General features: G+C 56.7%; 22 protein-coding genes and 2 pseudogenes. 9 read left to right on the forward strand and 15 right to left on the reverse strand.

The genetic code is table 11. The features are described 5' to 3' along the window. A partial coding sequence (locus tag AC2FGE_RS19370; RefSeq protein ID WP_496820935.1) for an IS110 family RNA-guided transposase occupies positions 1-539 on the forward strand: 539 nt, incomplete at its 5' end. Between the two features lie 642 nt (positions 540-1,181). On the opposite strand, the gene AC2FGE_RS19375 is transcribed toward AC2FGE_RS19370, so the two are convergent. Genes AC2FGE_RS19375 through AC2FGE_RS19400 form a run of 6 tightly spaced genes read right to left on the reverse strand, consistent with a single transcriptional unit; the run spans position 1,182 to position 7,420 of the window. Continuing rightward, positions 1,182-2,495, reverse strand: coding sequence for a hypothetical protein (locus tag AC2FGE_RS19375; protein WP_496820936.1), 1,314 nt, complete (start codon positions 2,493-2,495; stop codon positions 1,182-1,184). Then, positions 2,492-4,012 (reverse strand): VWA domain-containing protein, encoded by a 1,521-nt coding sequence (locus AC2FGE_RS19380; RefSeq protein WP_496820938.1) that lies wholly within the window; start codon positions 4,010-4,012, stop codon positions 2,492-2,494. The genes AC2FGE_RS19375 and AC2FGE_RS19380 overlap by 4 nt, the downstream gene beginning before the upstream one ends. Next, positions 4,009-4,989 (reverse strand): VWA domain-containing protein, encoded by a 981-nt coding sequence (locus tag AC2FGE_RS19385; protein WP_496820939.1) that lies wholly within the window; start codon positions 4,987-4,989, stop codon positions 4,009-4,011. Before AC2FGE_RS19385 ends, AC2FGE_RS19380 begins: the two co-directional genes overlap by 4 nt. A gap of 1 nt (position 4,990) precedes the next feature. Then, a complete protein-coding gene (locus tag AC2FGE_RS19390) occupies positions 4,991-5,467 on the reverse strand; it encodes a DUF4381 domain-containing protein (RefSeq protein ID WP_496820940.1) in 477 nt (158 codons plus the stop codon). Next, complete coding sequence (locus tag AC2FGE_RS19395; protein ID WP_496820942.1) at positions 5,464-6,405, reverse strand: DUF58 domain-containing protein; 942 nt, start codon at positions 6,403-6,405, stop codon at positions 5,464-5,466. Before AC2FGE_RS19395 ends, AC2FGE_RS19390 begins: the two co-directional genes overlap by 4 nt. 31 nt (positions 6,406-6,436) lie before the next feature. Continuing rightward, on the reverse strand, positions 6,437-7,420 hold the full coding sequence (locus AC2FGE_RS19400; protein WP_496820943.1) for an AAA family ATPase: 984 nt from the start codon (positions 7,418-7,420) through the stop codon (positions 6,437-6,439). Positions 7,421-7,697: 277 nt separating this feature from the next. On the opposite strand from AC2FGE_RS19400, the gene AC2FGE_RS19405 reads away from it, so the two are divergent. From AC2FGE_RS19405 to AC2FGE_RS19420, 4 genes and pseudogenes are all read left to right on the forward strand, one after another. After that, positions 7,698-9,272, forward strand: coding sequence for an arylsulfatase (locus tag AC2FGE_RS19405; RefSeq protein WP_496820944.1), 1,575 nt, complete (start codon positions 7,698-7,700; stop codon positions 9,270-9,272). A gap of 76 nt (positions 9,273-9,348) precedes the next feature. Then, positions 9,349-10,326, forward strand: coding sequence for an HAD family hydrolase (locus tag AC2FGE_RS19410; protein WP_496820945.1), 978 nt, complete (start codon positions 9,349-9,351; stop codon positions 10,324-10,326). 217 nt (positions 10,327-10,543) lie between these two features. Continuing rightward, positions 10,544-12,286: a cytochrome c3 family protein gene (locus AC2FGE_RS19415; RefSeq protein WP_496820946.1), complete on the forward strand. Its 1,743-nt coding sequence runs from the start codon at positions 10,544-10,546 to the stop codon at positions 12,284-12,286. An 85-nt stretch (positions 12,287-12,371) separates the two neighbouring features. Then, positions 12,372-13,229: pseudogene (locus AC2FGE_RS19420) on the forward strand (IS110 family RNA-guided transposase); the annotation flags it as partial. A gap of 19 nt (positions 13,230-13,248) precedes the next feature. On the opposite strand, the pseudogene AC2FGE_RS19425 reads toward AC2FGE_RS19420, so the two are convergent. From AC2FGE_RS19425 to AC2FGE_RS19435, 3 genes and pseudogenes are all read right to left on the reverse strand, one after another. After that, positions 13,249-13,683: pseudogene (locus AC2FGE_RS19425) on the reverse strand (IS5 family transposase); the annotation flags it as partial. After that, positions 13,682-14,014: an NAD(P)H-binding protein gene (locus AC2FGE_RS19430; protein WP_496820948.1), complete on the reverse strand. Its 333-nt coding sequence runs from the start codon at positions 14,012-14,014 to the stop codon at positions 13,682-13,684. The gene AC2FGE_RS19430 and the pseudogene AC2FGE_RS19425, both read right to left, overlap by 2 nt. 185 nt (positions 14,015-14,199) lie before the next feature. After that, a complete protein-coding gene (locus AC2FGE_RS19435; RefSeq protein WP_496820949.1) occupies positions 14,200-14,565 on the reverse strand; it encodes a DUF983 domain-containing protein in 366 nt (121 codons plus the stop codon). Between the two features lie 113 nt (positions 14,566-14,678). Between AC2FGE_RS19435 and AC2FGE_RS19440 the strand changes: the two genes are divergently transcribed. Then, entirely contained in the window at positions 14,679-15,281 is a 603-nt protein-coding gene (locus AC2FGE_RS19440; RefSeq protein ID WP_496820950.1) for a TetR/AcrR family transcriptional regulator, read from the forward strand. On the opposite strand, the gene AC2FGE_RS19445 is transcribed toward AC2FGE_RS19440, so the two are convergent. Continuing rightward, positions 15,265-16,194 (reverse strand): LysR family transcriptional regulator, encoded by a 930-nt coding sequence (locus AC2FGE_RS19445; RefSeq protein ID WP_496820951.1) that lies wholly within the window; start codon positions 16,192-16,194, stop codon positions 15,265-15,267. The genes AC2FGE_RS19440 and AC2FGE_RS19445 overlap by 17 nt on opposite strands. A 113-nt stretch (positions 16,195-16,307) precedes the next feature. Here AC2FGE_RS19445 and AC2FGE_RS19450 point away from each other — a divergent pair, with 113 nt between their 5' ends. Genes AC2FGE_RS19450 through AC2FGE_RS19460 form a run of 3 tightly spaced genes read left to right on the forward strand, consistent with a single transcriptional unit; the run spans position 16,308 to position 18,605 of the window. Continuing rightward, on the forward strand, positions 16,308-17,258 hold the full coding sequence (locus AC2FGE_RS19450; protein WP_496820952.1) for a glutathione S-transferase family protein: 951 nt from the start codon (positions 16,308-16,310) through the stop codon (positions 17,256-17,258). Next, positions 17,258-18,190, forward strand: coding sequence for a DMT family transporter (locus AC2FGE_RS19455; protein ID WP_496820953.1), 933 nt, complete (start codon positions 17,258-17,260; stop codon positions 18,188-18,190). The genes AC2FGE_RS19450 and AC2FGE_RS19455 overlap by 1 nt, the downstream gene beginning before the upstream one ends. 37 nt (positions 18,191-18,227) lie before the next feature. Beyond that, positions 18,228-18,605 carry a nuclear transport factor 2 family protein gene (locus tag AC2FGE_RS19460; protein ID WP_496820954.1) on the forward strand — a complete coding sequence of 126 codons (378 nt, stop codon included), beginning with the start codon at positions 18,228-18,230 and terminating at the stop codon, positions 18,603-18,605. Positions 18,606-19,003: 398 nt separating this feature from the next. Here AC2FGE_RS19460 and AC2FGE_RS19465 read toward each other — a convergent pair whose 3' ends face one another. From AC2FGE_RS19465 to AC2FGE_RS19485, 5 genes are read right to left on the reverse strand one after another with little or no spacing between them, the layout of a single operon-like run. Continuing rightward, the gene (locus AC2FGE_RS19465; protein ID WP_496820955.1) at positions 19,004-19,939 is read right to left on the reverse strand and encodes a phosphotransferase; all 936 of its coding nucleotides are present in this window, start codon (positions 19,937-19,939) and stop codon (positions 19,004-19,006) included. Further along, a complete protein-coding gene (locus AC2FGE_RS19470; RefSeq protein ID WP_496820956.1) occupies positions 19,936-21,225 on the reverse strand; it encodes an aspartate aminotransferase family protein in 1,290 nt (429 codons plus the stop codon). The genes AC2FGE_RS19465 and AC2FGE_RS19470 overlap by 4 nt, the downstream gene beginning before the upstream one ends. Next, positions 21,222-22,079, reverse strand: a complete 858-nt coding sequence (locus tag AC2FGE_RS19475; protein WP_496820957.1) for an MBL fold metallo-hydrolase — start codon at positions 22,077-22,079, stop codon at positions 21,222-21,224. Before AC2FGE_RS19475 ends, AC2FGE_RS19470 begins: the two co-directional genes overlap by 4 nt. Position 22,080: 1 nt before the next feature. Further along, positions 22,081-23,436, reverse strand: a complete 1,356-nt coding sequence (locus AC2FGE_RS19480) for an aminotransferase class III-fold pyridoxal phosphate-dependent enzyme (RefSeq protein ID WP_496820958.1) — start codon at positions 23,434-23,436, stop codon at positions 22,081-22,083. Next, complete coding sequence (locus AC2FGE_RS19485; protein WP_496820959.1) at positions 23,433-24,242, reverse strand: IclR family transcriptional regulator; 810 nt, start codon at positions 24,240-24,242, stop codon at positions 23,433-23,435. Before AC2FGE_RS19485 ends, AC2FGE_RS19480 begins: the two co-directional genes overlap by 4 nt. Positions 24,243-24,255 lie beyond the last annotated feature (13 nt).

A 24,255-nucleotide genomic window follows, 5' to 3' on the forward strand; every position in this document is an offset into this window, starting at 1 on the left:
CTAAGGCCGTGCTGGACGGAGATCTTCCGAGCATTCCTGAAGTCGCCAACGATGTCCTGAAGAACCTGTGCAACCAGATGGTCGCTTTGCACCTGCGGATCCTCTGGTACGACAAACGCATCCTGCTTGAGGGTCGAAGAAATCCCCAGGTTATGCTGCTGAGAACCATTCCCGGCGTTGGTCCGGTCACTGCGTCGGCTATCGTCGCGACCGCTGGCGACGGCCATCAGTTCCGCAATGGAAGAGAGTTTGCTGCCTGGCTAGGGCTGACGCCCATCAACCGATCAAGCGGCGGCAAAGAACGCCTCGGGCGCATCTCCAAGATGGGAGATCGATACCTAAGGCGACTTCTGGTCACTGGCATGACTGCCCGATTGAACCAGATGAAGGTCAATCCTGACCGCGTCGACCCGTGGGCGATGTCATTGCGAGAACGAAAATCTCCGCGCGTGGCTACCGTCGCCATGGCCAACAAAACGGCCCGCATCATCTGGGCGGTGTTGACGCGCAACGAAAGGTATCGGCCTCACACAGCATGAACGCCAAAAAGAACATCAGAGACGCAAGACCATTGAGATGATGGAGCAATGTCAGCCCGCCAACCAAGACATCCCGTCGAATGTCAGGGACACATCGTTGTCCGCGAAGCGGTTTGGGACTCGGTCAGCGGAAACCATCAGGAGGGCCAGCAGCCGCGTGCGCTGCGCAAACAGGCCGGACACACGACTGCATCTGACAGACGCTCGTATCAGCTCAAAAAATGTCTTGCTATGCAGGAGCCATCCACACAGGACATTCAATGCGGAAGGGATCGAGTTTAAGCAGATGCTCTATTCTGGACGGGAGGCAGGCAACTAAGTGCCTTTAATCTCCAGGTTCGAAATGGCCAGCCCAGAGAAATGGCAAAATATCACGAAGCCAGGCGCATGAAATCGGATGCGGTGTATACAGTGTTACCGGTTTGATTGGCGCTGACGCCGATCTGTGCAGCCCGCTTCATCACTCTATCCGCTAGATTTACCATTCAGCGACCACACTGTCTTCCGGTTTGATTGGAGTCCACCATTGGCCATCGCCATAACACCGGTAAGACCGGGTGCAAAATGCACGACATGGCACAGGATAAGATTCCCGTGATCCGAATGCCTTATGTGGCTATGGCTGGGCTGACTCTCGTCGCGTTAGTCCGCCTCGGTGAAGGCTGCTTTGATTGGAGAGCGGGTCGAACTACCGGACCACATCGGATTTAGGTTGTGTAGTTGTGGGCTGCGGCGCGAGGGGCGGTATTTGCTCCTCAAACGGTGGCGCGTGGCTGAGAACCCTAAGCGTAAGGCGCGCCAGTTCGTGGTGGTCTCGTCGGTCTTCGCCCCAAACCGAGCCTTGCCGATTGAGGTCATCCCGTTGAGCAGCACCAAGAAGCTTTGTTCTGGTACGTCGGGATAATATTTCTTCCACTCGGAAAACGCGGTTGTCACAGCCGTCAAATCACGGCGTGAGATGGCTTTGCTAAACTTGTGCGCGGCGTACCATTCTGTTTGGAAAGCGCGAGCTTTCAAGACCGCCAGCAACGATGTTACTCGCGCTGAAAACGCCCAGATCGCTATTGCAGTGAGCGAGCCCAGACTCAGCACAAGCCAAAACACTTTGGACAAGTGCCATGTTTTTGACTCGTCTCCACTGCCAGAAACTGCACTGTGAATGGACACATCAATAGCGGGAACTGTCGCGGTTTCCCGCTGTCCAGTCTCGATGTTGAACCAATCGAGCGACAACCCCGGCAATGCGGCGGTCCCTTCGTTTTGGGCAACATAAGCAGTTGTTTCGGTGCGCGTCCCTAGCATCTGACCGCGGTCCACTTTCTCGTCGATTTGGGGTTCCTTTGGATAGGCACGCAGGCTTTCTCCGTCAGATGTAGGAGTTAGGCGAGGGATCATAATTGGAGAGGTGCCGGTGATATTTGCTGTAATAGTCCTCGTCATGGCTCCGCCGACATCTAGGCTGGAATCTCCGTCAATCTGTTGTTGAAGTTCGAACCGCCTGGCGATGATCAGCGGATCCAGCCCAAATGCCCCTTCTGGGATGGTGGCGACGAAGGTCAGTTCAGGAAGAGATGCAGCGAATGTCACAGGCTCACTTGTGTTTGGGTTGGCATAGGTTATCGTTACGTCGCCCGTCGGCAAAGTATAGCTGCCGCCCGCGAGCGGGTAGAGGCGATAGCTGCGGCGCACCCCCGACCAGGTTTCACCATCGATATTTTTGCTGATCGGCCCCGAGGAACGATCGGGCTGGCGAACCAGAAGTGACGGAAGTTCGACAGCCGGAAAGACCGGCGGTTCCGGCATCCATGTCGGCACAAGTATCGAAATGCGCAGCATCAGCGGCTGACCGACGATTGTGCTGTCGCTTTCCAAATCGGCCGTAACGCGCGGGTCTTGTGCGGTGGCGATGCCGGCACCAATGCACAGGAACGATATCGCGATCATAGTGCGGATCATGTGCCCTTCTCGCTATTGTCGTAGAGGAACCGACTGCGCAGGAAATCCCCCATCTCGGTGTCGATGCTGTCGATCCATTGGTCGGGAGACGGCGCCGTTGCCTCGTCCATAGGTGCATCGACCTGTGAGGTCACACCGCGTTGAGCTTCGTTGTCGAATGTCATGTCATCTGCCCCGATGCCACTTTCCTCGCCAGTGTCGGATTGCTCGCGAGTGGTTTCGACCTGTTCGACAATGGCCCAAGCGATTTCGGCGTTTTTGGCAGCAGCAGGAAAATCTGGCTGGCGGTCCAAAGCGGTTTCAAAGGCCTGCGCACCTGCGCGGTATTCGCGGTTGCCGATCCGCGCCAGACCTTCGGAAAAGGCTGCCTCGGCACTGCTCAACCCGGCAAATACTTCTGCGGCCTCTTCGTAGCGGCCGGCGCGCAACAATGTGTGAGCTTTCCACATCGGGGCAGAAAACAAGTCCGCGGCTCGTACGAACTCTTTGTTTCGAAAGGCAATCTGTCCTTGTTGATCAGGCGTCAGAAACCAATCTTTCCATCCTTCAGCATGTGCACTGCCCGGCATCTGAAGCGTGGTGACAATAACGAGGGCGGCGCCCCAACGCATGGTCCAGCCCCGGCGGAACCACAGCAACGCAATGAATGCCGCAGGCCACAACAGCAACCAGCCGCGATCATCCCAATCAAGACGCTCATCGTTCAGCTGCGCCGCTTGTTGCACCGAGGTTAGCTGCCGTTCGATCTGCGTGATGTCACGGTTATCGGCGGTTAATTCAAAAGCCGAAACGCCTGTGAGCCCCTTAATCTGGGCAGGGATTTTCCCGGAAGGCACAGCGACCAACATCGCCACCGGTGGTTGTTCGAGGTCGTCCTTCGTGAGCGCAGCAACCGTCGCCGGATCTAGATCATCCAGTACAAAGAGGATCGCGCCGGGCGTTTCTGCGACCTTCAGAATTTCGCGTGCCAATTCCAGTGCGGCAGTGGCATCATTCCCTTCAACCGGCATCACCTTGGGATTCAACCCTTGCAATAGCGGGCGCAGTATATTTGGGTCTTCGGTTAGTGGTGCGACCCGATGCGCGGTGCCTGCATAGGCCACAAGCGCTGTGCGCCCGCCAGCCCGCGCGGCGATCAAGTCAAGGATTTTGAACCTTGCGCGATCCAGCCGAAAGGGCGCCAGATCGGTGTTCTCCATCGAAGGTGTCACCTTGAGCGCCACCACGAGTGGAGCGGTTTCCGTGATCAGCGGGTTGGGGATACGGCTCCATGAAGGACCAGCTGCCGAGAGTGCCAGCAGACTGAGACAGAGCATGACGCTGTCAACTGGTTGAATACGCCGCCGGGTGTTTGAACCGACCTGAAGTGCCACCGCGAGATGCGGGGCGAAATGCCTGGCGTCATGTCTTTCCTTCCAGGGACGACGCCTTGCAATGTACCAAAGCAGCCCAATACAGGGCAAAAGCATCAACCAGACAGGGCGAAGGAAGTGGAAAGCATCAAGAAAATTGATCATGCCCGCCTCCAAGTCCGTGAAGCGAGCAGAGCAACAAGCGTTGCTATCCCCAGCAAGGCGGCTAGCAGGCTGGCCACCCAAACGAGCGAATAGGTCGGTCGATAGCTGGTTTCTTCGACGATCCGAGGTGCCATGGCGTCAATCTGCTCATAGACTTGCGACAAAGCGGAGCTGTCATTGGCATAAAAGAATGCGCCACCGGTGCGGTCAGCGATATCCTCCAATGCTGTCAGATCTACCCTATCTTCGCCTGTCCCTTCAGGGTCGCCGACGCCGATGGTCTGAATGACAACGCCCTTGTCAGCGGCGATCTCGGCGGCGTTGACCGGAGAAACCCGGCTGTTGGTGTCTGCACCATCGCTTAGCAAGATGATCAGGCGGTTCTCGACATCGTTGCTGTCAAACATACGGATCGCCAGGCCGATGGCATCTCCGATAGCTGTGTTCGGCCCGGCCATACCCACTTGTGTCTGATCAAGGAATTCCTCCAAGCTTTGCAGATCTTCTGTGAAAGGGGCCTGCACAAAGGCCCGCGTACCAAAGACGATCAGGGCCATTCGATCACCGTCGCGCTCGGTGATAAAGGTCCCGATAACATCGCGGACAGCGTCCAAACGCTGCATCCTTTGTCCACTTTCACCAATGAAATCCCGCTGGTCCATGGAGCCTGAGATGTCAACGGCAAGCACAACGTCGCGGGCGGATTTTTCGATTTCTATAGGATCGCCTAGCCGTTGAGGGTTTGCCAGACCGATCACGATCATTGTCCAGACTAATAGTGCAGTGATGATCTGAATTCTGCTCCGGCGCAGCACTGTCGCACCCGCCTGCGGTGTGGCACCCGCTGCCTCTGTCAGCTGTCGGAAAAAGGGGGTTCGGATTGCCGTGACCTCCTCGCGGTGCGGCGGCAGAACCCGCCACATCAGCCAGGGTACCGGCAAAAGGAGCAAGAGCCAGGGATACACTAAGGTGATCACTTCAGACCTCTTGCTTTGGCTGCTTGTGCGTCACGATCCAGTCGTGTGCCAAGCGGGTTAGCTCTGGAGATGCCGGGGCCGGGCAATAGGGGGCCTGCGTGACAATGCGTCCAGGGCCATTCGAGAACCGGTCACCTCCCATGGTCTGATCGAGAAAGTGTAGCCAATCCTTGCCGGTCAGTCCTGCGACCTCGCCGCGTGGAAATCCGCTTAATGCAGTGCGGCGGAGGATATCGGCGATGCAAGCCGGATCATCCGCGGCTTTGTCCAGCGCGTCCAAGGCTGCACGGCGATAGGCGTTGGCTTGGCGATGTTTTGTGGCCCACCGGATCAGCCATCCGGCCAGCAGCGCAAGTGCCAACCCAAGCCAAACCCACCCAACAGTTTGCGGCATCATTGAGATTGGCGCAGGTTCCGGCGCGGGCTCCAAGAGGTCGATCAGCTCGACAAGGTTGAGGCCTTGCAGATCCGGGTTCATGACACCCCCAACAGATGAGAGATTTGATCCAGAGCAGGGGATTGCGTCGACAGCGGTAGTAAGGGCAGTTGGTATTTCTGTGCCCAGCCCCGGATCACCGCCAGCCGGTCCTGCGCAAAGGCTTCTATTTGTTTGCGGGTCTCGGTCGAAGTGGTGTCGATCTCTGCCTGCAAGGCACCATCTGATATGGCGAGGCGTGTATTAGTCGGAATGTGCGCTGCCATCGGGTCGGCGATGTTGAACAGCAGCACGTTGTTGTGCCGGGCGAGGGCGCGGATCAAAGACTCGGACGCGGCATCAACACCGTCGAAATCGGAGAAGATCAGTATCAGATAGTTTGTCTTGGCAGTTCGGACCGCGGAGCGCAGCATCTGGTTGAATACGTTGGGCCGGGTCTGACCCCGGGCTGATAACCGACCGTTGGCGTCAGCGATCGAGGCTAGCATCTGTCGCAAGGACAGGGCCGAGCGCACGGGCCGGTGTTCGGCTACGGTGTCGTCCGAGAAGACCAACCCGCCGACCCGATCGCCTTGCGCCAACAAAAGATGCGCAGCAATGGCGGCGGCCTCGGCAGCGATGACGGATTTCATGTAGACTTGGCTACCAAAAAACATCGATATGCGTTGGTCTACCAGCAGCAGCGTTGGGCGGTCGCGTTCTTCGGTATAGACCCGGACATGGGGCGTGCCCGTGCGTGCTGTTACTTTCCAGTCCAGAGTGCGGATATCATCTCCAGGCAGATAGGTGCGCAGTTCTTCGAAATTCAGCCCCCGGCCGCGCAGTTTCGAGGCATGGCGACCGTTCAGAACGGAATTCGCAGGTTGCCGAGGCAGAAAGGTCAGTCGCGAGGCCCGTCGTCTGAGCGCGACCAACTGGTGCAGGTCGACATGAATACGGGGATCATGCCCAAGCTCTGTAATCGTTGCCGTTTGCTTCATTGGCATAACATCCTCGGCCGAAGGCCTGTCATCATGGTAGGGCAACCAGTTTGATGATCTCGTCGGTCACATTATCCTGCGACAGACCAGCGCCCTGCGCCTCATAGCTCAATGTGATGCGATGGCGGAATACGTCATGGGCAATGGCTCTGACATCGAGCGGATCGACATAGTCTCGCCCGGCCAGCCAAGCGTGCGCGCGGCTGCATTTGTCCAGGGCGATCGAGGCGCGCGGGCTGGCACCGACCTCGATCCAGCTGGCCAGTTCTCCACTCAGGGTTGCGGGGGTTCGAGTAGCGTACACCAGATCGGCAAAGTAACGCTCCATCGCATCCGCGACGTGAATGCCGGAGATTTCCGCGCGCGCATCAAAGATGGCCTGCTGCCGAATGGCGGAAGGCTTGGACGCGCTGGATTTTTTGGGCTGATTGGTTGACTGTTCCTCGCCCCGGACCAGTCGGATGACCTCAACCTCGTCCTCAACCGGGGGGTAGATGATATTCACGTGCATTAGGAACCGGTCCATTTGTGCTTCGGGTAGGGGATAGGTGCCTTCCTGTTCGATAGGGTTCTGCGTAGCCATGACGATAAAAAGGGGTTCCATCTTATGTGTCGTTCCCGACACCGTGACCTGGCGTTCCTCCATCGCCTCCAGCAGGGCGGCCTGCACCTTGGCGGGTGCGCGATTGATTTCATCGGCCAGCACGATATTTGCAAAGATCGGCCCCGGCTCGAACCGGAATTCGGACGTACTGCTGGCCTGGACGTATACCTCGGTACCGGTGACATCCGATGGCAGTAAATCAGGCGTGAATTGGATGCGGCTGAACTGTGCGTCCAGATTTTTTGCCATCGCTTTGACGGCGCGTGTCTTGGCCAATCCAGGCAACCCTTCGATAAGCAGGTTGCCATTGGCCAGCAAGCCGATCAGCAAGCGCTCGACCACCTCGGTCTGACCGATGATAGACCGACCCATCCTGGCTTTGAGGTCGAGGATCTGATCATGTGCGGACATGGGAATACTCCGTCATTACCCTGAACCAATTTTACACTCGAAGCAGAAGGAGACGCACTTCCACTCAATCTTTGAGAGCATTCGAAAAACACACTCCTCTGGTTAAAACATTGAATTAAATCCGCTTTCAAACCATCCAGAATATGACCGGAGTTGAACCCCGAACGCGATCCAGACTAATTTGAGCAATTCCATAAATCAATTTTTTAACACAAAGACTCAAATTTACGTGTAAGCTGTACGGGTTCCCTACTACTCATAAAAAAGGTTTGAAAACATGTTTGCAGCCTTTGAGCCTCGGCGCATCATCCGGCCATTAACAACTTTCACCTGCGCGATTTTTCTGGCCGTTTCCGCCACTGCGCAAGAGCAAAAGCCCAATATTCTTGTCATCTGGGGTGACGATGTTGGCCAGTCCAACATCTCGGCCTACACGATGGGTCTAATGGGGTATCACACGCCGAATATCGACCGAATCGCCGATGATGGCATGATCTTTACCGACTATTACGGCGAGCAATCCTGCACGGCTGGACGGTCTTCATACATCATGGGGCAGTCGGTGTTTCGGACCGGTTTGTCCAAAGTGGGCCTGCCGGGCGCCGATCTCGGGATGCAAGAGGAAGACCCGACAATCGCGGGGCTGCTCAAAGCCGAAGGCTATGTTACTGGTCAGTTCGGCAAAAATCATCTGGGCGACAAGGATGAGCATCTGCCGTCCAACCATGGTTTCGATGAGTTTTTTGGCAATCTCTACCATCTGAACGCCGAAGAAGAGCCCGAGAACGAAGACTATCCCGGCGATCAGGTACTGACTGATGGTCGCACTTTCCGCGAAGCCTATGGCCCGCGTGGCGTGATCAAGTCCAAGGCCGATGGCACGATCGAGGATACGGGCCCGCTAACCAAGAAACGCATGGAAACAGTCGATGACGAAACTGTTGCCGCGGCTATCGACTTCATCAAGCGCTCGCATGAGCAGGGGCAACCATTCTATGTCTGGTGGAATGGTACGCGGATGCACTTCCGCACTCATGTGGCTGATGACCGGCGTAACCCGGGCAACGACGAATATACCGACGGGATGCTGGAACATGACATGCATGTTGGTCAACTGCTGGACCTGCTGGATGAGTTGGGTATCGCCGACAATACCATCGTTCACTATTCAACCGACAATGGCCCGCATATGAACACCTGGCCGGATGCTGCGATGACTCCGTTCTGGGGTGAAAAGAACACCAACTGGGAAGGTGGCTGGCGGGTGCCCTCGATGGTGCGCTGGCCTGGTTTGATTGAGCCTGGCTCAGTCTCGAACGAAATTATGCACCATATGGACTGGCTGCCGACTTATCTGGCCGCTGCGGGTCGTGACAATATCAAGGAGGAGCTGATTCAGGGCGGTGTTCAAGCCATCGGACGTGAATACAAGGTGCATCTGGATGGTTATAACTTCCTGCCCTATTTCAAGGGCGAGGTGGAAGAGGGACCGCGCAAAGAGATTTTCTATTTCTCGGATGACGGTGATCTAACGGCGCTGCGGTATGACGACTGGAAGCTGATTTTCCTTGAGCAGAAAGCATGGGGCACCCTGCGCGCCTGGATGGAACCATGGACCGAGCTGCGCATCCCCCTGATCATCAATCTGCGACGTGACCCCTATGAGCGCGCCTACCGGACTTCGAACACCTATTATGACTGGCTGCTTAATAGGGCCTATTTCCTTGTCCCAGCACAGCAATATGTGGGCAATTTCCTGGCGACATTCCAGGAATTCCCACCACGCCAGAAAGCCGCCAGCTTCAATCTGGAACAGGTGATGGAAAAGATGACCGCGCCTGTAGGCGATTGATCCTGAATAATGAACCGATCCGGGCCGCCACAATCGTGGCGGCCTGTCTTCTTTGACCCTGCTAAGGTGCCAATTCATGCTCAGGTATTTTCTGTTACTTTCGCTGTTTTCCATCACTTCGGTCGTATTTGCAGACCCTTTGCCATCCTGGAATGAAACAGACAGTAAGGCGCGGATCGTCTCGTTTGTTGAAAGCGTCACCGACCCCAATTCCGATGGTTATGTTACGCCGACCGATCGTATTGCGGTCTTTGACAATGACGGCACGCTATGGGGTGAGCAGCCGGTATATTTCCAACTGATCTATGCGGTCGAAGCGTTTCAGAAGATGGCGCAGGATGACCCTGAAGTGGTCAAGTCTGATGCGCTCAAGGCTGCTGCTGCAGGTGATTACAAGGCTCTGTCTGAGGGTGGCGAAAAAGCCGTGATCGAAGTTCTAGAGGCGACCCATAGTGGTCTGAGTGTAGACGATTTTCAGGCAAGTGTGAGCGACTGGATTGCCACCGCAACTCACCCGGTTACGGGTCTGCGTTACGACCAGATGACTTACCAGCCGATGGTGGAGTTGTTGCGTTATCTGCGTGACGAAGGGTTCAAGACATATATCGTCTCTGGTGGTGGGATTCATTTCATGCGGGTCTTTGCCGAGGCCGCCTATGGCATCCCGACCGAACAGGTCATCGGCACCTATACCGAAACCACCTATGAGGTGATCGACGGTGTTCCTACCATCATCAAACAACCGGCGATCGGTTTTGTTGACGATAAAGAAGGTAAGCCAATCAATATCGACCGGATCATCGGGAAACGACCGATCATTGCTGGTGGAAACTCGGACGGCGACTATGCGATGATTGAATGGACCACGGCGGGCGACGGACTTCGGCTGGGCCTGATCGTGCATCATACGGATGGTGAACGCGAAGTGGCCTATGCTTGCGACAGCCATATTGGTCGGCTGTGCGATGGGCTGGAAAGCGGTCCCGATCTGGGCTGGCTCATCGTCGATATGGCCAGCGATTGGTCGCGCGTCTACACCGGTGTGAACCAGTAGCGGGAAGGATATAAAGATAGCCATTCTTTTATCAGCGCCCCTGATCAGATGGGTTGCCATTGCTGGAACAACCTTTCTGGGGCTTCCCACCGTATCATCCGCGCAAGAGCTTGAATATGTAGGCTCTTCGCAATGCACCAAGTGCCATACCGAAGCCGCCGCTGCGTGGAGCGGTTCGCATCACGCGCTGGCATGGAGCGCTCCGGCGCCGAATACGGTGATTGCAGATTTCGATGGCACCTCCTTCAGCCATGATGGCATGAACGTCCGTTTCAGTACCGACGGAGTGCAGTATCGCGCCACCGTCACTGAAAAGGACGATCTCACAACTGAATACCCGGTGCATTCCGTCGTGGGCATCGCTCCGCTTCAGCAATACCTGTTCGAAACTGAGCCAGGCCGGCTGCAAAGCTTCGACGTGGTCTGGGACGTGGAAAACGAACGCTGGTATCACCTCTATCCCGATCAGGACCTGCCGCCGGATGACGGATTGCATTGGACCGGGCCTTACAAAAACTGGAACGCCCGATGCGCCGAATGTCATGCTACCGGGTTTGAGAAGAACTATGATCCGAACACGCGTACTTACGCATCAACCCAAGCCGAAATCGGTGTTGGTTGCGAAGCCTGCCATGGTCCCGGCTCAGCTCATCTGGACTGGGCCAAAGGAAGCGAACTTACCAATAGCAACGGGCAATTGAACGCGCTCGGACTGACTATGGATTTCAACGCGGGCGCGGAGGCGACGATCCAGCAATGCGCTACGTGCCATTCTCGTCGTGAGGCGTTTGGAGACGGTAATCCGCTGCCTGGATCATCGTATCACGACAACTACAACCTCGCGCTACTGCGACCTGGTCTTTATCATTCGGACGGCCAAATATTGGACGAAGTCTATGTCTACGGTTCTTTTCTGCAGTCTAAAATGTATGCAAGTGGCGTCAGTTGCACCAATTGCCATAACGCACACTCTGCAACGCTCATCGCCGAAGGAAATGATGTATGCACCCAGTGTCATTCGCCAGCAGGGCGGGAAGAGTTTCCTGGCTTAACACGCGCGCTCTATGACGATCCGGCCCACCACTTTCATCCTATGGGTTCGGAAGGTGCAGAGTGCAAAAGCTGCCATATGCCAGAGCAGATTTACATGGGCGTTGATGGGCGCCGAGATCACGGGTTTCGCATCCCAAGGCCCGATCTCGCGGCTGAGACAGGGGCTCCGGATACCTGCACCGATTGCCATACGGATCGAACGTCCGAATGGGCCGCCCAGACCTTAGAGGCTTGGTATCCGCAAAGCGTAAAACGTGGTGCACATTTCGGGCAGGTATTGGCGACGGCGCGCGCCGATCTGGGCACGGCTAGTGATGATCTTGCCCAGTTGGTGCGCGACACTGCCCAGCCTGCAATCATACGTGCAACGGCTTTGTGGTTGTTGCAGCAGAATGCGGGACAGGAGGTGAGAGACTTAGCGGTTACGCAGTTGGATGATTCCGATCCGATGGTGCGCGCCAGTGCAGTGGGTTTGCTGACCGATGCAGATCAAGACGAGATTTCCAAGATGCTGCCTTTGTTGGAGGATCCGTTCCGGACCGTCAGGATCGCAGCTGCGCGGGCAATGTTGTCTGCAAGGGGATCGCAATTGTCCCGTCACGAACAAGGGCGTTTGCAACATGCATTGTCAGAATGGAGAAACTCGTTGATCAACCGCGCAGACTATCCAGAAACTCATCTGGTTCTTGGCGGGATAGCACTTACAATGCGCAACATATCCGCCGCTCAAAAAGCTTTTGAAGAAGTGACTCTTCTCGACCCGCAAAATGTTGACGCCTGGGTGATGCGGGTACGTTTGGCGACCGCAACAGGCGGGTCTAATGCAGGAAGACTAGTACTGGACCGTGCGCTTTCGGTTAATCCCGATGATCCTTCGCTTTCCGCGATCGCTTCGGATCTGCAATGACGGCCGAGGGTTCTGATGGAATGGACATCCCCTGATCTCTCATCTGATAGGTTTTGGAGATGGAAGCCATCAGGAGGTTAGCAAAATGGCGAATTTGGACCTCGTCGGCATAGATCTGGCGAAGAATGTGTTTCAACTTCATGGATGCAGTGCCACAGGAGAGTTGGTTTTTCGCAAACAGCTGAGACGTAACAAACTTCTATCGTTCGTTGCTGAACTGCCGGCGTGCACCATTGCTATGGAGGCTTGCTCCGGGAGCCACTATTGGGGGCGAGAATTTAAAGCGCTCGGACATACGGTGCGTTTGATCGCACCCAAATACGTCAAACCGTTTGTGAAACGCAGCAAGAGTGATGCGATCGACGCTGAAGCCATTTGCGAGGCAGCCCTACGACCAACGATGCGGTTTGTGCAGGTCCGCAGCGAAGACAATCAGGCTGCGGCCCTGGCTTTCAAAGCGCGTGACTTGTTGGTCCGGCAACGCACACAGATCATCAATGCCTTGCGCGGCCACCTATCCGAGTTCGGTTTTGTGGTTGCGAAAGGCCCAACACACGTCCGTAAACTTGTTTCTGCAGTCGAAGACGGGACCATTGAATTGCCGGAGATGTCCCGCCCTCTCCTGAGCATTTTTGTCGATACGCTTGACGCTTTGAATGGCCGTATCAGACAGCTGGAGGCGCAAATCGCACAGCGTGCCAGGGAAGATGAAACATGCCGGAGGTTGACTGCGATACCAGGCGTTGGCCCGATTGTCGCGACAGCGCTTGCTGCACTTGCTCCACCCCCTTCGACATTCAGACGGGGCCGCGATTTTGCAGCATGGGTAGGCTTAACCCCACTCCAGCATTCGACTGGCGGCAAGCAGCGCCTGGGACGCACTTCAAAGATGGGGAACCGGACGTTGCGACGCCTCCTCATTATTGGCGCCAGCGCCGTGGTTAGGCTCCAGACTCATTAAATTACAGCCAGAACAGGACGGTAGCTGCGAGTGCGATTGCGGATAGGAAGACCTTCGGGCACCTGTCATAGCGAGTGGCGACACGGCGCCAGTCCTTCAGGCGCCCGAACATAATCTCGATCCTGTTACGGCGTTTGTAGCGGCGCTTGTCGTACCGGACAGGTTTGTCGCGCGATTTTCGACCCGGAATGCAGGGTTTTATTCCCTTGTCTGTAAGGGCTTCGCGGAACCAATCCGCATCATAGCCGCGATCACCCAGTAGCCAATCAGCCGATGGAAGGCTATTCACCAAAGCTCTGGCCCCCATGTAATCGCTGACCTGCCCTGCGGATATGAAGAAGCGTATCGGGCGTCCGAGACTATCGGTAACGGCATGCAACTTCGTATTCATGCCACCCTTGGTGCGTCCGATCAGCCTGCCACGCCCCCCTTTTTTAGGCGAAACGATCAACACCAGCGGACACCGCATCAGTCAGCAGGTTGGCATTCGCCTGATAGTCGACATCCCAATAGGACAAGCCATCGCGCTGCCGCGTGATGCCAAGGGTGGAGATCACCAAGTCGACGTCGTCCATTGCACCACAAAGCGTGAGAGGCTTGGTTGCCTCGCCTTCGAAGAGTTCGGTGGCGTGGAGCCCTGATTCGCGTGCCGCTTCTGCATCCCGAACAAGGGCGCGGACGGTCCAGCCCATGGACATGTATTGCTTGACGATATGGCGACCGAGATACCCGGTGGCCCCTGCAATAAGAACGGTAGTCGTTTTCATCTGTCTTTCCTTTCAAAATCTGTGGTGGTTAGGCGTGCCGCCCGAACCTTCGAGTGTCTGCGGATAAGCGTCCACTGAGATTGCCCAACCCAACGGGATCAGCATTGTGAGCGTGGTAAGTCTGAGAGTGTTCATGAAGATGTTCCATTTGATATATGACTGGACGTTCAGTCAAAATTGAGTGTTTAAAAGCCATGCATATGCTTGGCCCATTGAAAGCCGATCAATGCACCTTTCAGGCGGGGGAGGAGCAAAAGGGACAGCCCAACTGCGACCGCAGAGAAGACCGCTGCCATGACTGCCGGATGCAAATCCCAGGCCTTGTAGGCGGGAACAAGCAGAGGCACGAGCAAGTGGCCGACAACAACAATTGTGAGGTAGGCAGGACCATCATCTGCACGCTGGTGCGTCAAGTCCAGCCCGCATGAAGAGCATTCCTTTGAGACTGAGAGATAACCATCAAACAAATGTCTATTGCCACAACGCGGGCAGGTCCGTTTGAAGCCTCTTATCATCGCCTGCTTGGTGTCTCGTTCAGCTGTGAGTTCCATTGCGCTTCCTCGAATCGTTTATGACTGGATGGTCAGTCATGTATATCTTGAATGACTGGACGTCCAGTCATAAATATGCAAGAACCGCAAAAAACCGAAATTGAGGTAGGAAAATGCCAAAGGTCGTTGACCGTGAAGAAATGCAGCACGGGATTCTCGATGCTGCCATGCAGGTCTATGCAAAAAAGGGCTATCACGCCGCCACCATCGCAGATGTGGCCGAAGCCGCCGGGCTCGGGAAGGGAACGCTTTACCTTTATTTCAAGAACAAGGAAGCTATCGCCATATCGATGGTGGAACGACATTTCAAAGCGTTGGAAGAAAGGTTTTTTGGGCAGGAGATGCCAGAAACACTGGAAGACTTTGTGGACGGTCTCTCACAAACCATGAACATTTCAGATGACCATGCGAAGTTCGTTCGTGTGTTCTTTGAGGTGTTTGGACCAAGTTTTGCGTCTGATGCGTTCAGTGCAAAAGTTGCGAGTTTCTTCGACAGACTGGGTGATCACTACACCGGTCAGATCAAGCACCTGCAAGAAGTGGAACAAATTCGAGGGAACGCGGACGCCAAGCAGCTTGGTCGTGCTATCGCCGCTCTGACCGACGGAATGATCTTGCACAAAGGGTTGTTCAGCATTCCTGCAAAGCGTCATAACGGCATGCGCAATGAAGCGATCGACATGTTCGTGCGCGGGTTGGTTAGCTCTCCGAAGTAACCCCGGCCTCATTATCCCAGTAAGGCGTATTCTTCCCCACATAGTTGGCAAAGTACTCGACGAAAGCCCTTACCTTTGCCGGAACATGCTGGCGTTCAGGAAAAACCGCGTAGAGCGCCTGTTCGGGCATCAAGAAGTCCGGCAACACGCGTTGAAGCCGTCCCGCGGCCAAGTGGGCGCCGGCGATGAAGGTTGGAAGGCGGCCTATTCCGAGACCGGCGACCAACGTGGTGCAGAGCGCCTCGCTGTTGTTAACTCGAAACCGGCCCTTGGTCCGGACCGCGATCTCACCATCATCGCCGATGAACTTCCATTCCAGGGGATCGCGGGAATAGGCGTAGTGCAAGCAGTCATGATCCATGAGGTCCTGGGGATGAAGAGGTGCACCGGCGCGATCCAGATACGCGGGAGCGGCTACAATCACGCTGTGAATAGGAGCAAGTTTGCGCGCAATAAGTGCGGAGTCAGGCAGAGAGCCCGCGCGCAGAGCCAGGTCCATGCCCGAGTCTACCAGGTCAACAAATCGGTCATCCATCGACAATTCCAAGGTGATACCAAGGTGCAGGCGAAGAAACTCCGGTATCGCAGGGGCGACATGGAGTTGACCGAATGACATCGGTGCGCTGACTTTGAGGTGCCCGATCGGGTCTCCTTGCAACGCAGCAACCGCGTCTTCGGCTTCTTGCGCTGATCCGAGCGCTTGGATGGCATGCGCCAGATAAATCTCTCCGGCTTCCGTCAGAGAGATGCTGCGAGTTGAGCGGTGGAAGAGCTGCGCGCCGAGATGGGCCTCGAGCCCGCCAACGCGTTTGCTCACAGCGGATTTCGTGATGCCCAGCTTTCGCGCAGCGGCGGCAAAGCTACCATTCTCAGCCACGGCGACAAACACAGGTATCGCTCCAATCTCGGTCATGGTTGGCTCCTTTGGTCAACTTTTTCTCACCTATATGTATTCCAGATAGCCAATTATCACGCTTCTGGAAACCACTTACCTCTCGTTCAACACGACAGATATCGGAGAGACCAATGGCCAAGATGCTGATCAACGGAATTCTACGCGACAAGCCAACTCAAACAAACGGACGCTTCGAACGGCAGCCGAGCCGGTTCCGTAGCTGGATTGAGAACGACAAGAATGCGGAGTTTCCAGCAGAGCAAGGCCGGTATCACCTTTATTTGTCTAAGGCCTGCCCTTGGTGTCACGGCGTCGATCTGGTTCTGGCGCTCAAAGGCCTACGGGATACCATCAGCATCACCTGGATGGATCCAATCTCGTCCGAAAACGGCTGGGTGATCGACCAGCAGGCTTTCGATCCGGCACATGGTTTACCCCGTGACCGGTATCTGTACGAAATCTATCAGCGCGCCGCCCCTGATTACACCGGTGCCATCACAGTGCCCATTTTGCTCGACCGTGACAGCGGCAAGATCGTCAGCACAGAGTCCGCTGATATCATGCGGATGCTCAACCAGGCGTTCCGGGATACAACTGGCCCCGATCTTTACCCCGAAGGGCTTCGTCCAGAAATCGATCGTGCGGCCGATCTGATCCAAGAGCCGTTTCGAAACGGCGTCTATCGCGCCGGCTTCGCGACAAGCCAGGATGCTTATTGCGATGCTGTCACTCGAGTATTCGACACCCTGGACGATCTGGAGCGCCTACTTGCGGATCGAACGTTTCTGGCGGGCAATCAGCTCACCGAGGTCGACCTCAAGCTGTTCCCGACCTTGCTGCGCTTCGATCCGGTCTATGTGACCCACTTCAAGATCGACCGCGCCCGCATTGCCGATTATCCCGCACTCTCTCGCTACCTGGCTAAGATCGCTTCACTCCCAGGCTTAGCGGACACCATCGATCTGCCGCACATTCGCGCGCATTATTTCAAGAGCCATCGGCACATCAACCCGAGCGGGATTATCCCAATCGGACCAATGTCGCTCTATGCGCTTGCAGCCCCCATGAAAGGAGCCGCGTGATGCCTAGCTTCGTTCGATCCGCCCCGCCTACTGTCCTGATCATTCTCATTGGAGTTCTTGTCGGTGTGAGCTTTACGCTGTCCAAGTTCGTGGCCTTGGCAGGGGTGCCGCCTCATGTCGCGCTGTTTTGGCAAGTGTTCGTGGCCAGTGCTGTTTTGTTTGGTGTGCTCCTTGCCAAAGGCACCGCGCCGCAAACAGCCCCGCGTTTCATGGTCTACTATCTCGGCGCAGGGTTGCTCGGCATTAGCCTTCCGGGCCTGATCGGATACATTGTCCTTGGACATGTAACGACCGGGTTCTACGCGGCGCTGGTGACGCTTTCCCCAATGTTCACCTTTGCAATTGCGGCGATAGCTGAGCGGCGAATGTTGCCAGTTCATCGCCTTTTAGGAATTCTGGTCGGCCTCACTGGGATCAGCCTTGCCACCCTGCGCGGCTTGGATACGTCGAACTTCGAACCAGTCTGGATCATTCTTGCCCTTGCCGGACCTTTGGTCCTTGCATCGGGCAATGTATTCCGCAGCCGAGCCTACCCGAGCGGTGCAGACCCAATGACACTCGCGGCCGGAACGCTCTTTCTCCAACTGGTTCTGATCGGTGGGGGACTCCTGGTTTCGGGGAATGTGGACGAAAGTTCATCACTTGAACCCAGAGCCTTTGCCGCGATCGGCGGGGTCGGCTTGATCACTGCAATTAGTTACGCACTGACCTTCGAAGTGCAGAGGCGCACGGATGGCGTTGGGTTCTCTCAGGTCGGGTACTTCGCGACGCTTTCCGGCATCTTCTTTGGCGCGATCACCTTTGGGGAAACCATCTCGCCAGCCTTTGTCGCAGCACTCGTCCTAATCTTCGCCGGTTTGGCAATCACAAACGGTCATTTGTCCACTCCACGTGCCTGGTTTGCCGCCAGCGCACGCCGCTGTCCGGATTGAATCTGACACTCCGCTCACTCAAAGGAAGGAAAACCCAATGATACTAACAGCCAAGAACACCTCCGAATACGCGCCGCTGATCACCTCGCTCTACACAGCCGTTGACGCGTTGAATGCCCAAGGTGTCGTCGATCATGTAACTGACGATGTGCAGTTTCAACTCGGGAACTTTGAGCCGATCACGGGTCGCGAGGTCGTCAAAGACAGCAACGCCGCGTTCTTTACGACGATTAAGGCAATGCGTCACACCATCAGCCGTGTTTGGTCTAGCGGCGATACCGCGATCTGTGACGGCTCGGTTCATTACACACGTTTGGACCAATCAGAACATGAGGTGCCGTTCGCTGCACATCTTGGCGTTCGTGATGGCAAGATCGCAGACTATCGGGTTTTCGTGGATATCTCGGGACTCTAAGAGCTGCGAACGCCATGCGGCTTCACAAGCTCGTTGAACAAAGCGCAACGAATGGCGGCGATCCAGAGTGTTGTCGTCATTTGTGCCTTCCGCAGCATAAGTTGGAATGGGCTCTCTCGGAACCTTCGCCGCGCTAGGCATGAATGGCAGCCCTCCGAGATAGGGGCCGTTCACCTGGTCGCGCGGGAATGGGTGGTGAGCGGACAAAACGGCCGCTGACAGCCTCGATCTGAATGGCCGCTTCGTGCAGGACATCGACAATTGCGAAGAACATCTGTCGAGCGAAGCGGTCATCCGCTGGGTTCCACCCATCAGCATCTGCCAGTGGTTCCGTTGGCCCGGACAGATGTATCGGGCAAAGAAGGCCGAAATCGTCGCCTCAGCATTTGAACCGTAGGTCAGCCCATCGCCATGTAGTCCCTGATCAGGTCGTCGGCTTGCGCGATGAACCGAGCATTGCGCGCGCCGCTTTCATCTTCCGCCGCGCGGGTGATGTTCCAGCCGACATAGGTCGCCGCACGCAAGGCAAGGAATAGAGGGAGCTGTTTGACATCCAAAGAGCGCAGGGATGTGTAGCCACCGATCAACGCGTCTTGCAAAGCGGAGTAATCCGGGGCGGGTCGGTGTTTCAAGAGCGCCGTTGCCACCTCAAACAGACGAAAGCCAAACCCGCCATCGTCGAAGTCGATAACGTGTAGGGCGTTGTCCGACATCATGACATTGGCAGGGACGAGGTCCGCATGGATTAAGCCGTAGTCCAGCTCTGCCGCAAGGTCAGACAGCGCGGTTGCGGCCCTTTCGCGAAAGGCCAGCATTCGTGCCTTTTGGTCCGCCGTGAGGGCGGGATTGTCCCAGAACCGATCCCACAGCGGCGTATCCCCCAAAAGACCGTCGGCATCCCAAGACGGGCGGTCGCTGCGCGCGGCTTGCGGCCAAGCATCAATCGCGTCGTGCATCTGCGCCATGGTCCGACCAAGCCGTTCGAACGCGGCCTTGCGGGCATCAGGGCCCATCGCAGGCAGGGCCGTATCCAACGTCTCACCCTCTAGCCATGTCAGCAGATCGACCTGTACATCGCCCACGATTTGGAGATGTGACCCATCAAGAGCCGCGATCGGGGCGGGCACGGACAGGTCCGCGTGGTCCAACATGGCCATGAGGCCCAATTCAGCGGCGAGTTCGCTGTCGGTTCGGTAGTCTTGCCGGTGCAGGCGCAGGGCAAAGCGGTTTGGTCCGTTCTCGACACGGTAGACCTTGTTTTCGCGGGTGGCGACCAAGGTGACCGTCGCGCCGTCGAGCCCCCAGAACGGGAGCGCCAGTTCTGCTATACTCATCGGATTAACGGTGTTTCAGCCAGAACCGTGTCCAGCGTATCAAAAAGTAAGTCTGCATTCTCTTGCGAGAATGGCATGGGCGGGCGGATCTTGAGGGTGTTCTTGTGGCGGCCCAGTTTGGACAGGATGATGCCGCGGCGCCGCAGGGCGTTGATCACGCGGTCTGTGAAGTCGGATGCTGGCACCTTGGTTTCGCGGTCCATGACCATCTCTGCCCCAAAGATCAGGCCAGAGCCGCGCACGTCACCAATTGCGTCATGGCGCGTCGCGAGATCGTCCATCCGTTCGCGGGCATAGGCGCCAACGGTTTGCGCATTGGCGACGAGGTTTTTGTCCTCGATTTCCTCCAGCACGGCCATGGCCGCCGCACAGGACACGGGGTTTCCGCCGAAGGTGTTAAAATACCGGTAGCCCTTGCGAAAGGCCGCCACGATATCGCCGTTTGCAACCACGCCACCGACCGGATGCCCGTTGGCCATGGGTTTGCCGAGAACCATCACATCCGGCACCACGCCCATTTTCTCATGGGCCCACATATGGGTGCCGGTGCGGCCGAACCCGGATTGCACTTCGTCACAAATCAGCAAGCCGCCTGCCTTGCGCACCACTTCTGCTGCCGGTTTGAGCCAGCCGTCCGGATTATCGGGGAAACCTTCGTTCAGAAAATAGGGGCAGACGACAAGACAGGCGAAGCCGGTGCCGTCCTCTTCGAGTGCTGCGATCTGATCGGCCACTTTGGCCGCAAATGCCGTGCCGTCCGGATCGGGGTCGCGGTAGCTGTCGGGGGCTTCGACAAAACGGAAATACTGGCCCAGGCCGAACCCGACCGTTGGAATATTCGATTGGCTCAGCTGACTGACCAGCGAGGTGTTGCCATGGTATGTAGCATCGGTAGCGATGATCCCGCGTTTGCCTGTCATTGCCTCGGCCATGCGCAGGGCAATGTCGTTGGCCTCGGACCCGGTGCAGGTCAGGATCGCGGTGTTGAGGCTGGCATCCATCGTCGCGGTCAGCCGCTCGATATAGGACAGGATGCCGTCGTGCAGATATCGGGTATGGGTGTTCAGCGTGCTGGCTTGCTTGCAAATAGCGTCCACCACTCGTGGGTTGCAATGGCCCACATGGGGCACGTTGTTGTAGCAATCGAGGTACTTGCGGCCATCTGCATCCCAAAGCCAAACGCCTTCGCCTTTCACGACATGAACCGGATCGTCATAGAAGGTCGAGACATTGGGCCCCATGAGCCTTGCGCGGTCCGCAACGAGTTCTGCGTTAGGGCGGCTCATAGCTCGATCCTTACACCGTCATGGCCGACGATCAGGTCTCCTTCGTAGTGGTCAGCGCAGGCCTCTTGCCAGTCTTTTGGGCCATAGTCGGGATCATCGGACGGGATCAGATGGGACAAGGCCAGCCGCTTTGCACCTGCATTAGCCGCCGTCATGGCCGCATCATGGGCAAAGGTATGCGCGCGCAGCCAGTGGTGCATCAGTTTATCCGACCCATTCCCGATCCGCGCCATTAGGGCGGGCAATGCAGATTCAAGCATCGCTTCGTGAATGAGCAGGTCCGCGCCGCGCGCAAAGTCTTCAAGCGCTTCGAGCCGGGCGGTGTCTCCCGAGAAGACCACATGTTTGTCGGCTGTCTTGAATGAGAGAGCGAAAGTGTCGATCAGCGGTGGGTGTTCGGTGCGGATGGCCGAAACCGATATGCCGCAGCGCTCCATCACATGACCTGCGTCGATCGTATGGATGCCGATCAGGTCGCGCAGGTCCGGACGGCCCTCGTCCTCGACCCTCAGATCAATGTCCGCTTTCATGGACGCAAGAAACCCATCCAGATAGGCATCAATGCCAGCGGGGCCATAGATGTCGACGCGGGTCTTCAGACCAGCCGTCCATGCCGTGTGCAGCAGTGGACCAAGTTCGAGAAAGTGATCGGAATGCAGGTGGGTGATGAAAATCAGCGACAGATCCCGCAGCTGCATCCCCTGATCGATCAGGCCCTTTGTGACACCAAGACCGCAATCAACAACAATACGCTCTTCATTCAGAGAAATGAGGTTCGAGGTCGGCAAAGAAGAACCGGGGCGTACGGCGGGTCCGCCCTTGGTGCCCAAGAGGGCAACGTAATCATTGGACATGTCAGGCCTTTCCGATGGCGGCAAAACCGGCATCAAGCGCGGTCAGAATGGTGGTGGCGTCGGCTTCGGTCAGGACCAGCGGCGGCGACAGGATCAGGTTGGGGCCGGACACTCGGACCATGGCACCGTTCTGATAGGCGACCTCTTGTACGGTTTGGGCCGTGCCACCGTCGATCGGTTTCTTGGCCTTTCGGTCACTGACCATCTCGATGGCGGTCATTAGGCCGTGGCCCCCGCGCACGTCGCCGATGATGTCATACTTTTCCATCAGCGCCTTGCAGCCCTCGTATAGCTGTGTACCTCGCGCCGCGGCGTTTTCGATGACATTCAGTCGTTTCGTTTCGGCCAAACAGGCCAGAGCAGCCGCTGCCCCGACGGGGTGGCCAGAGTAGGTATAGCCATGTCCGATTTTGGCGTCTGGATTGCCTTCGAACACCTCGATCATCTGCTCGCCCAGCATGACCGCCCCAAAAGGGAAGTAGCCGTTTGTTATGGCTTTGGCGGTGGCCATCATATCAGGCTGGATGCCCCAAAGCCGCGCCCCCGACCATGCGCCGGTGCGCCCATAGGCCGTGATGACCTCGTCGGTGACCAACAAGATGCCGTTGCGGTTGCAGATGTCTTGCACGGCGGGTGCAAAGCTGTGGTGGGGCGGGATCACCCCGCCTGCGCCCAAAATCGGCTCCATGATCATGGCGGCGATGGTGTTTGCGCCCTGGAAGGCAATTTCATCCTCAAGCGCCTGCAAGCAGAGTTGCGCCAGCTTCTCCGGATCTGTTTCGTTGAACGGGTTGCGATAGGTGTAGGGCGCCGGGATGTGGAAGCAGCCGGGCAAAAGCGGTTCATAGGCGTTGCGGAAGTTCGCGTTGCCGTTGACCGATGCACCGCCGATATGCGTGCCGTGATACCCCTTCTTGAGGCTGAGGAATTTGGTACGCCCCGCTTCGCCCCGGAGCTTGTGGAATTGCCGCGCCAAACGCAGCGAGGTTTCGACTGAATCCGACCCGCCAGAGGTGAAGAACGCGCGGCTCAATCCATCCGGGGCAAAGAAATCACTCAGCTCATAAGACAGTTCAATCGACACATCGTTCGAGGTGCCCCGGAAGGTCGAGTAGTAAGGCAAAGTGTCCAGCTGCTGCGCGATGGCGTCTTTGACCGGCTGGCAGGAATAGCCAAGGTTGACGTTCCACAGGCCGCCCACCCCGTCGACAACGCGGTGACCGTCGATATCAGTGATCGACACGCCATCGCCGCCGGTAATGATCTTTGGGGGATTGTCGGCGCTGTCTTTAGGAGAGGTCATTGGGTGCCACATAAAGCGGCCATTGTTTTCCTTTAGGAAGTTCGAATCTTTCATGGCGTGGATTCCATTGTCATCGGATGTGAAAGGGAGCGGGCCCATGCGGCCTCAATTTCGGCGGGCGTTGTTCCGCCCCAGTTGCGGGTGATCTCGCGGGCGGCGATCACCAATTCTGATTTGATTGTCTGTTCCAGCTCTGGCGTGAACCGAGAGGCCACGCAGGCGACAGCCACGGCGCCAGCAAAGTGTCCGCTTTGGTCAAATAAAGGAGCGGACAGGCTTTTGGTTTCGGCCGCATAGCTTTGATTGCCGACACCAAACCCGTTGCGACGAATTGTGTCTACGAGGCTGGCGAGATCTGCCTTGGTGGTCGGTGTTTTTTCAGTGAAGCCTTCTAGCGAGGCAGCGGCGACGTCGAACAATTCGTCAGGCCCAAACGCCAACGCGCATAGGCCTGACGCGGTTGCATGAAACGGAAAGATGTTGAGATCAATCACCGCTCGGATGCCATGGTGAGGGGATTCGCAATCACAAAGCCCGTATAAGGTCTCTCCTGACAGAACCGTCACATGCGCTGTTTCACCGGTCACGTCTGCCAGGGCGGTCAGGGCGGGCTTTGCCCCCTCTTTGCGCGGCACGGTTGCCTCACGCACCTGTGCCAACTGCATGACTGCAGGGCCAAGTCGATAGTGTTTCGTCGCCGGATTTTGCTCAACAAATCCAGCCGTTTCAAGGGCCTGCAAGTGCCGATAGGTCGTTGCTTTGTCCCGTCCCGCGATCCGGCACATTTGCGACAGCCCAATCTCTGGCCGGGCGGCAGAGAAGTAGGACAGGAGCGTCAATGCTTTGGCGGCGGAGGACATTTTAACCCTTTCA

Source organism: Ruegeria sp. YTSA075 (assembly GCF_059610245.1).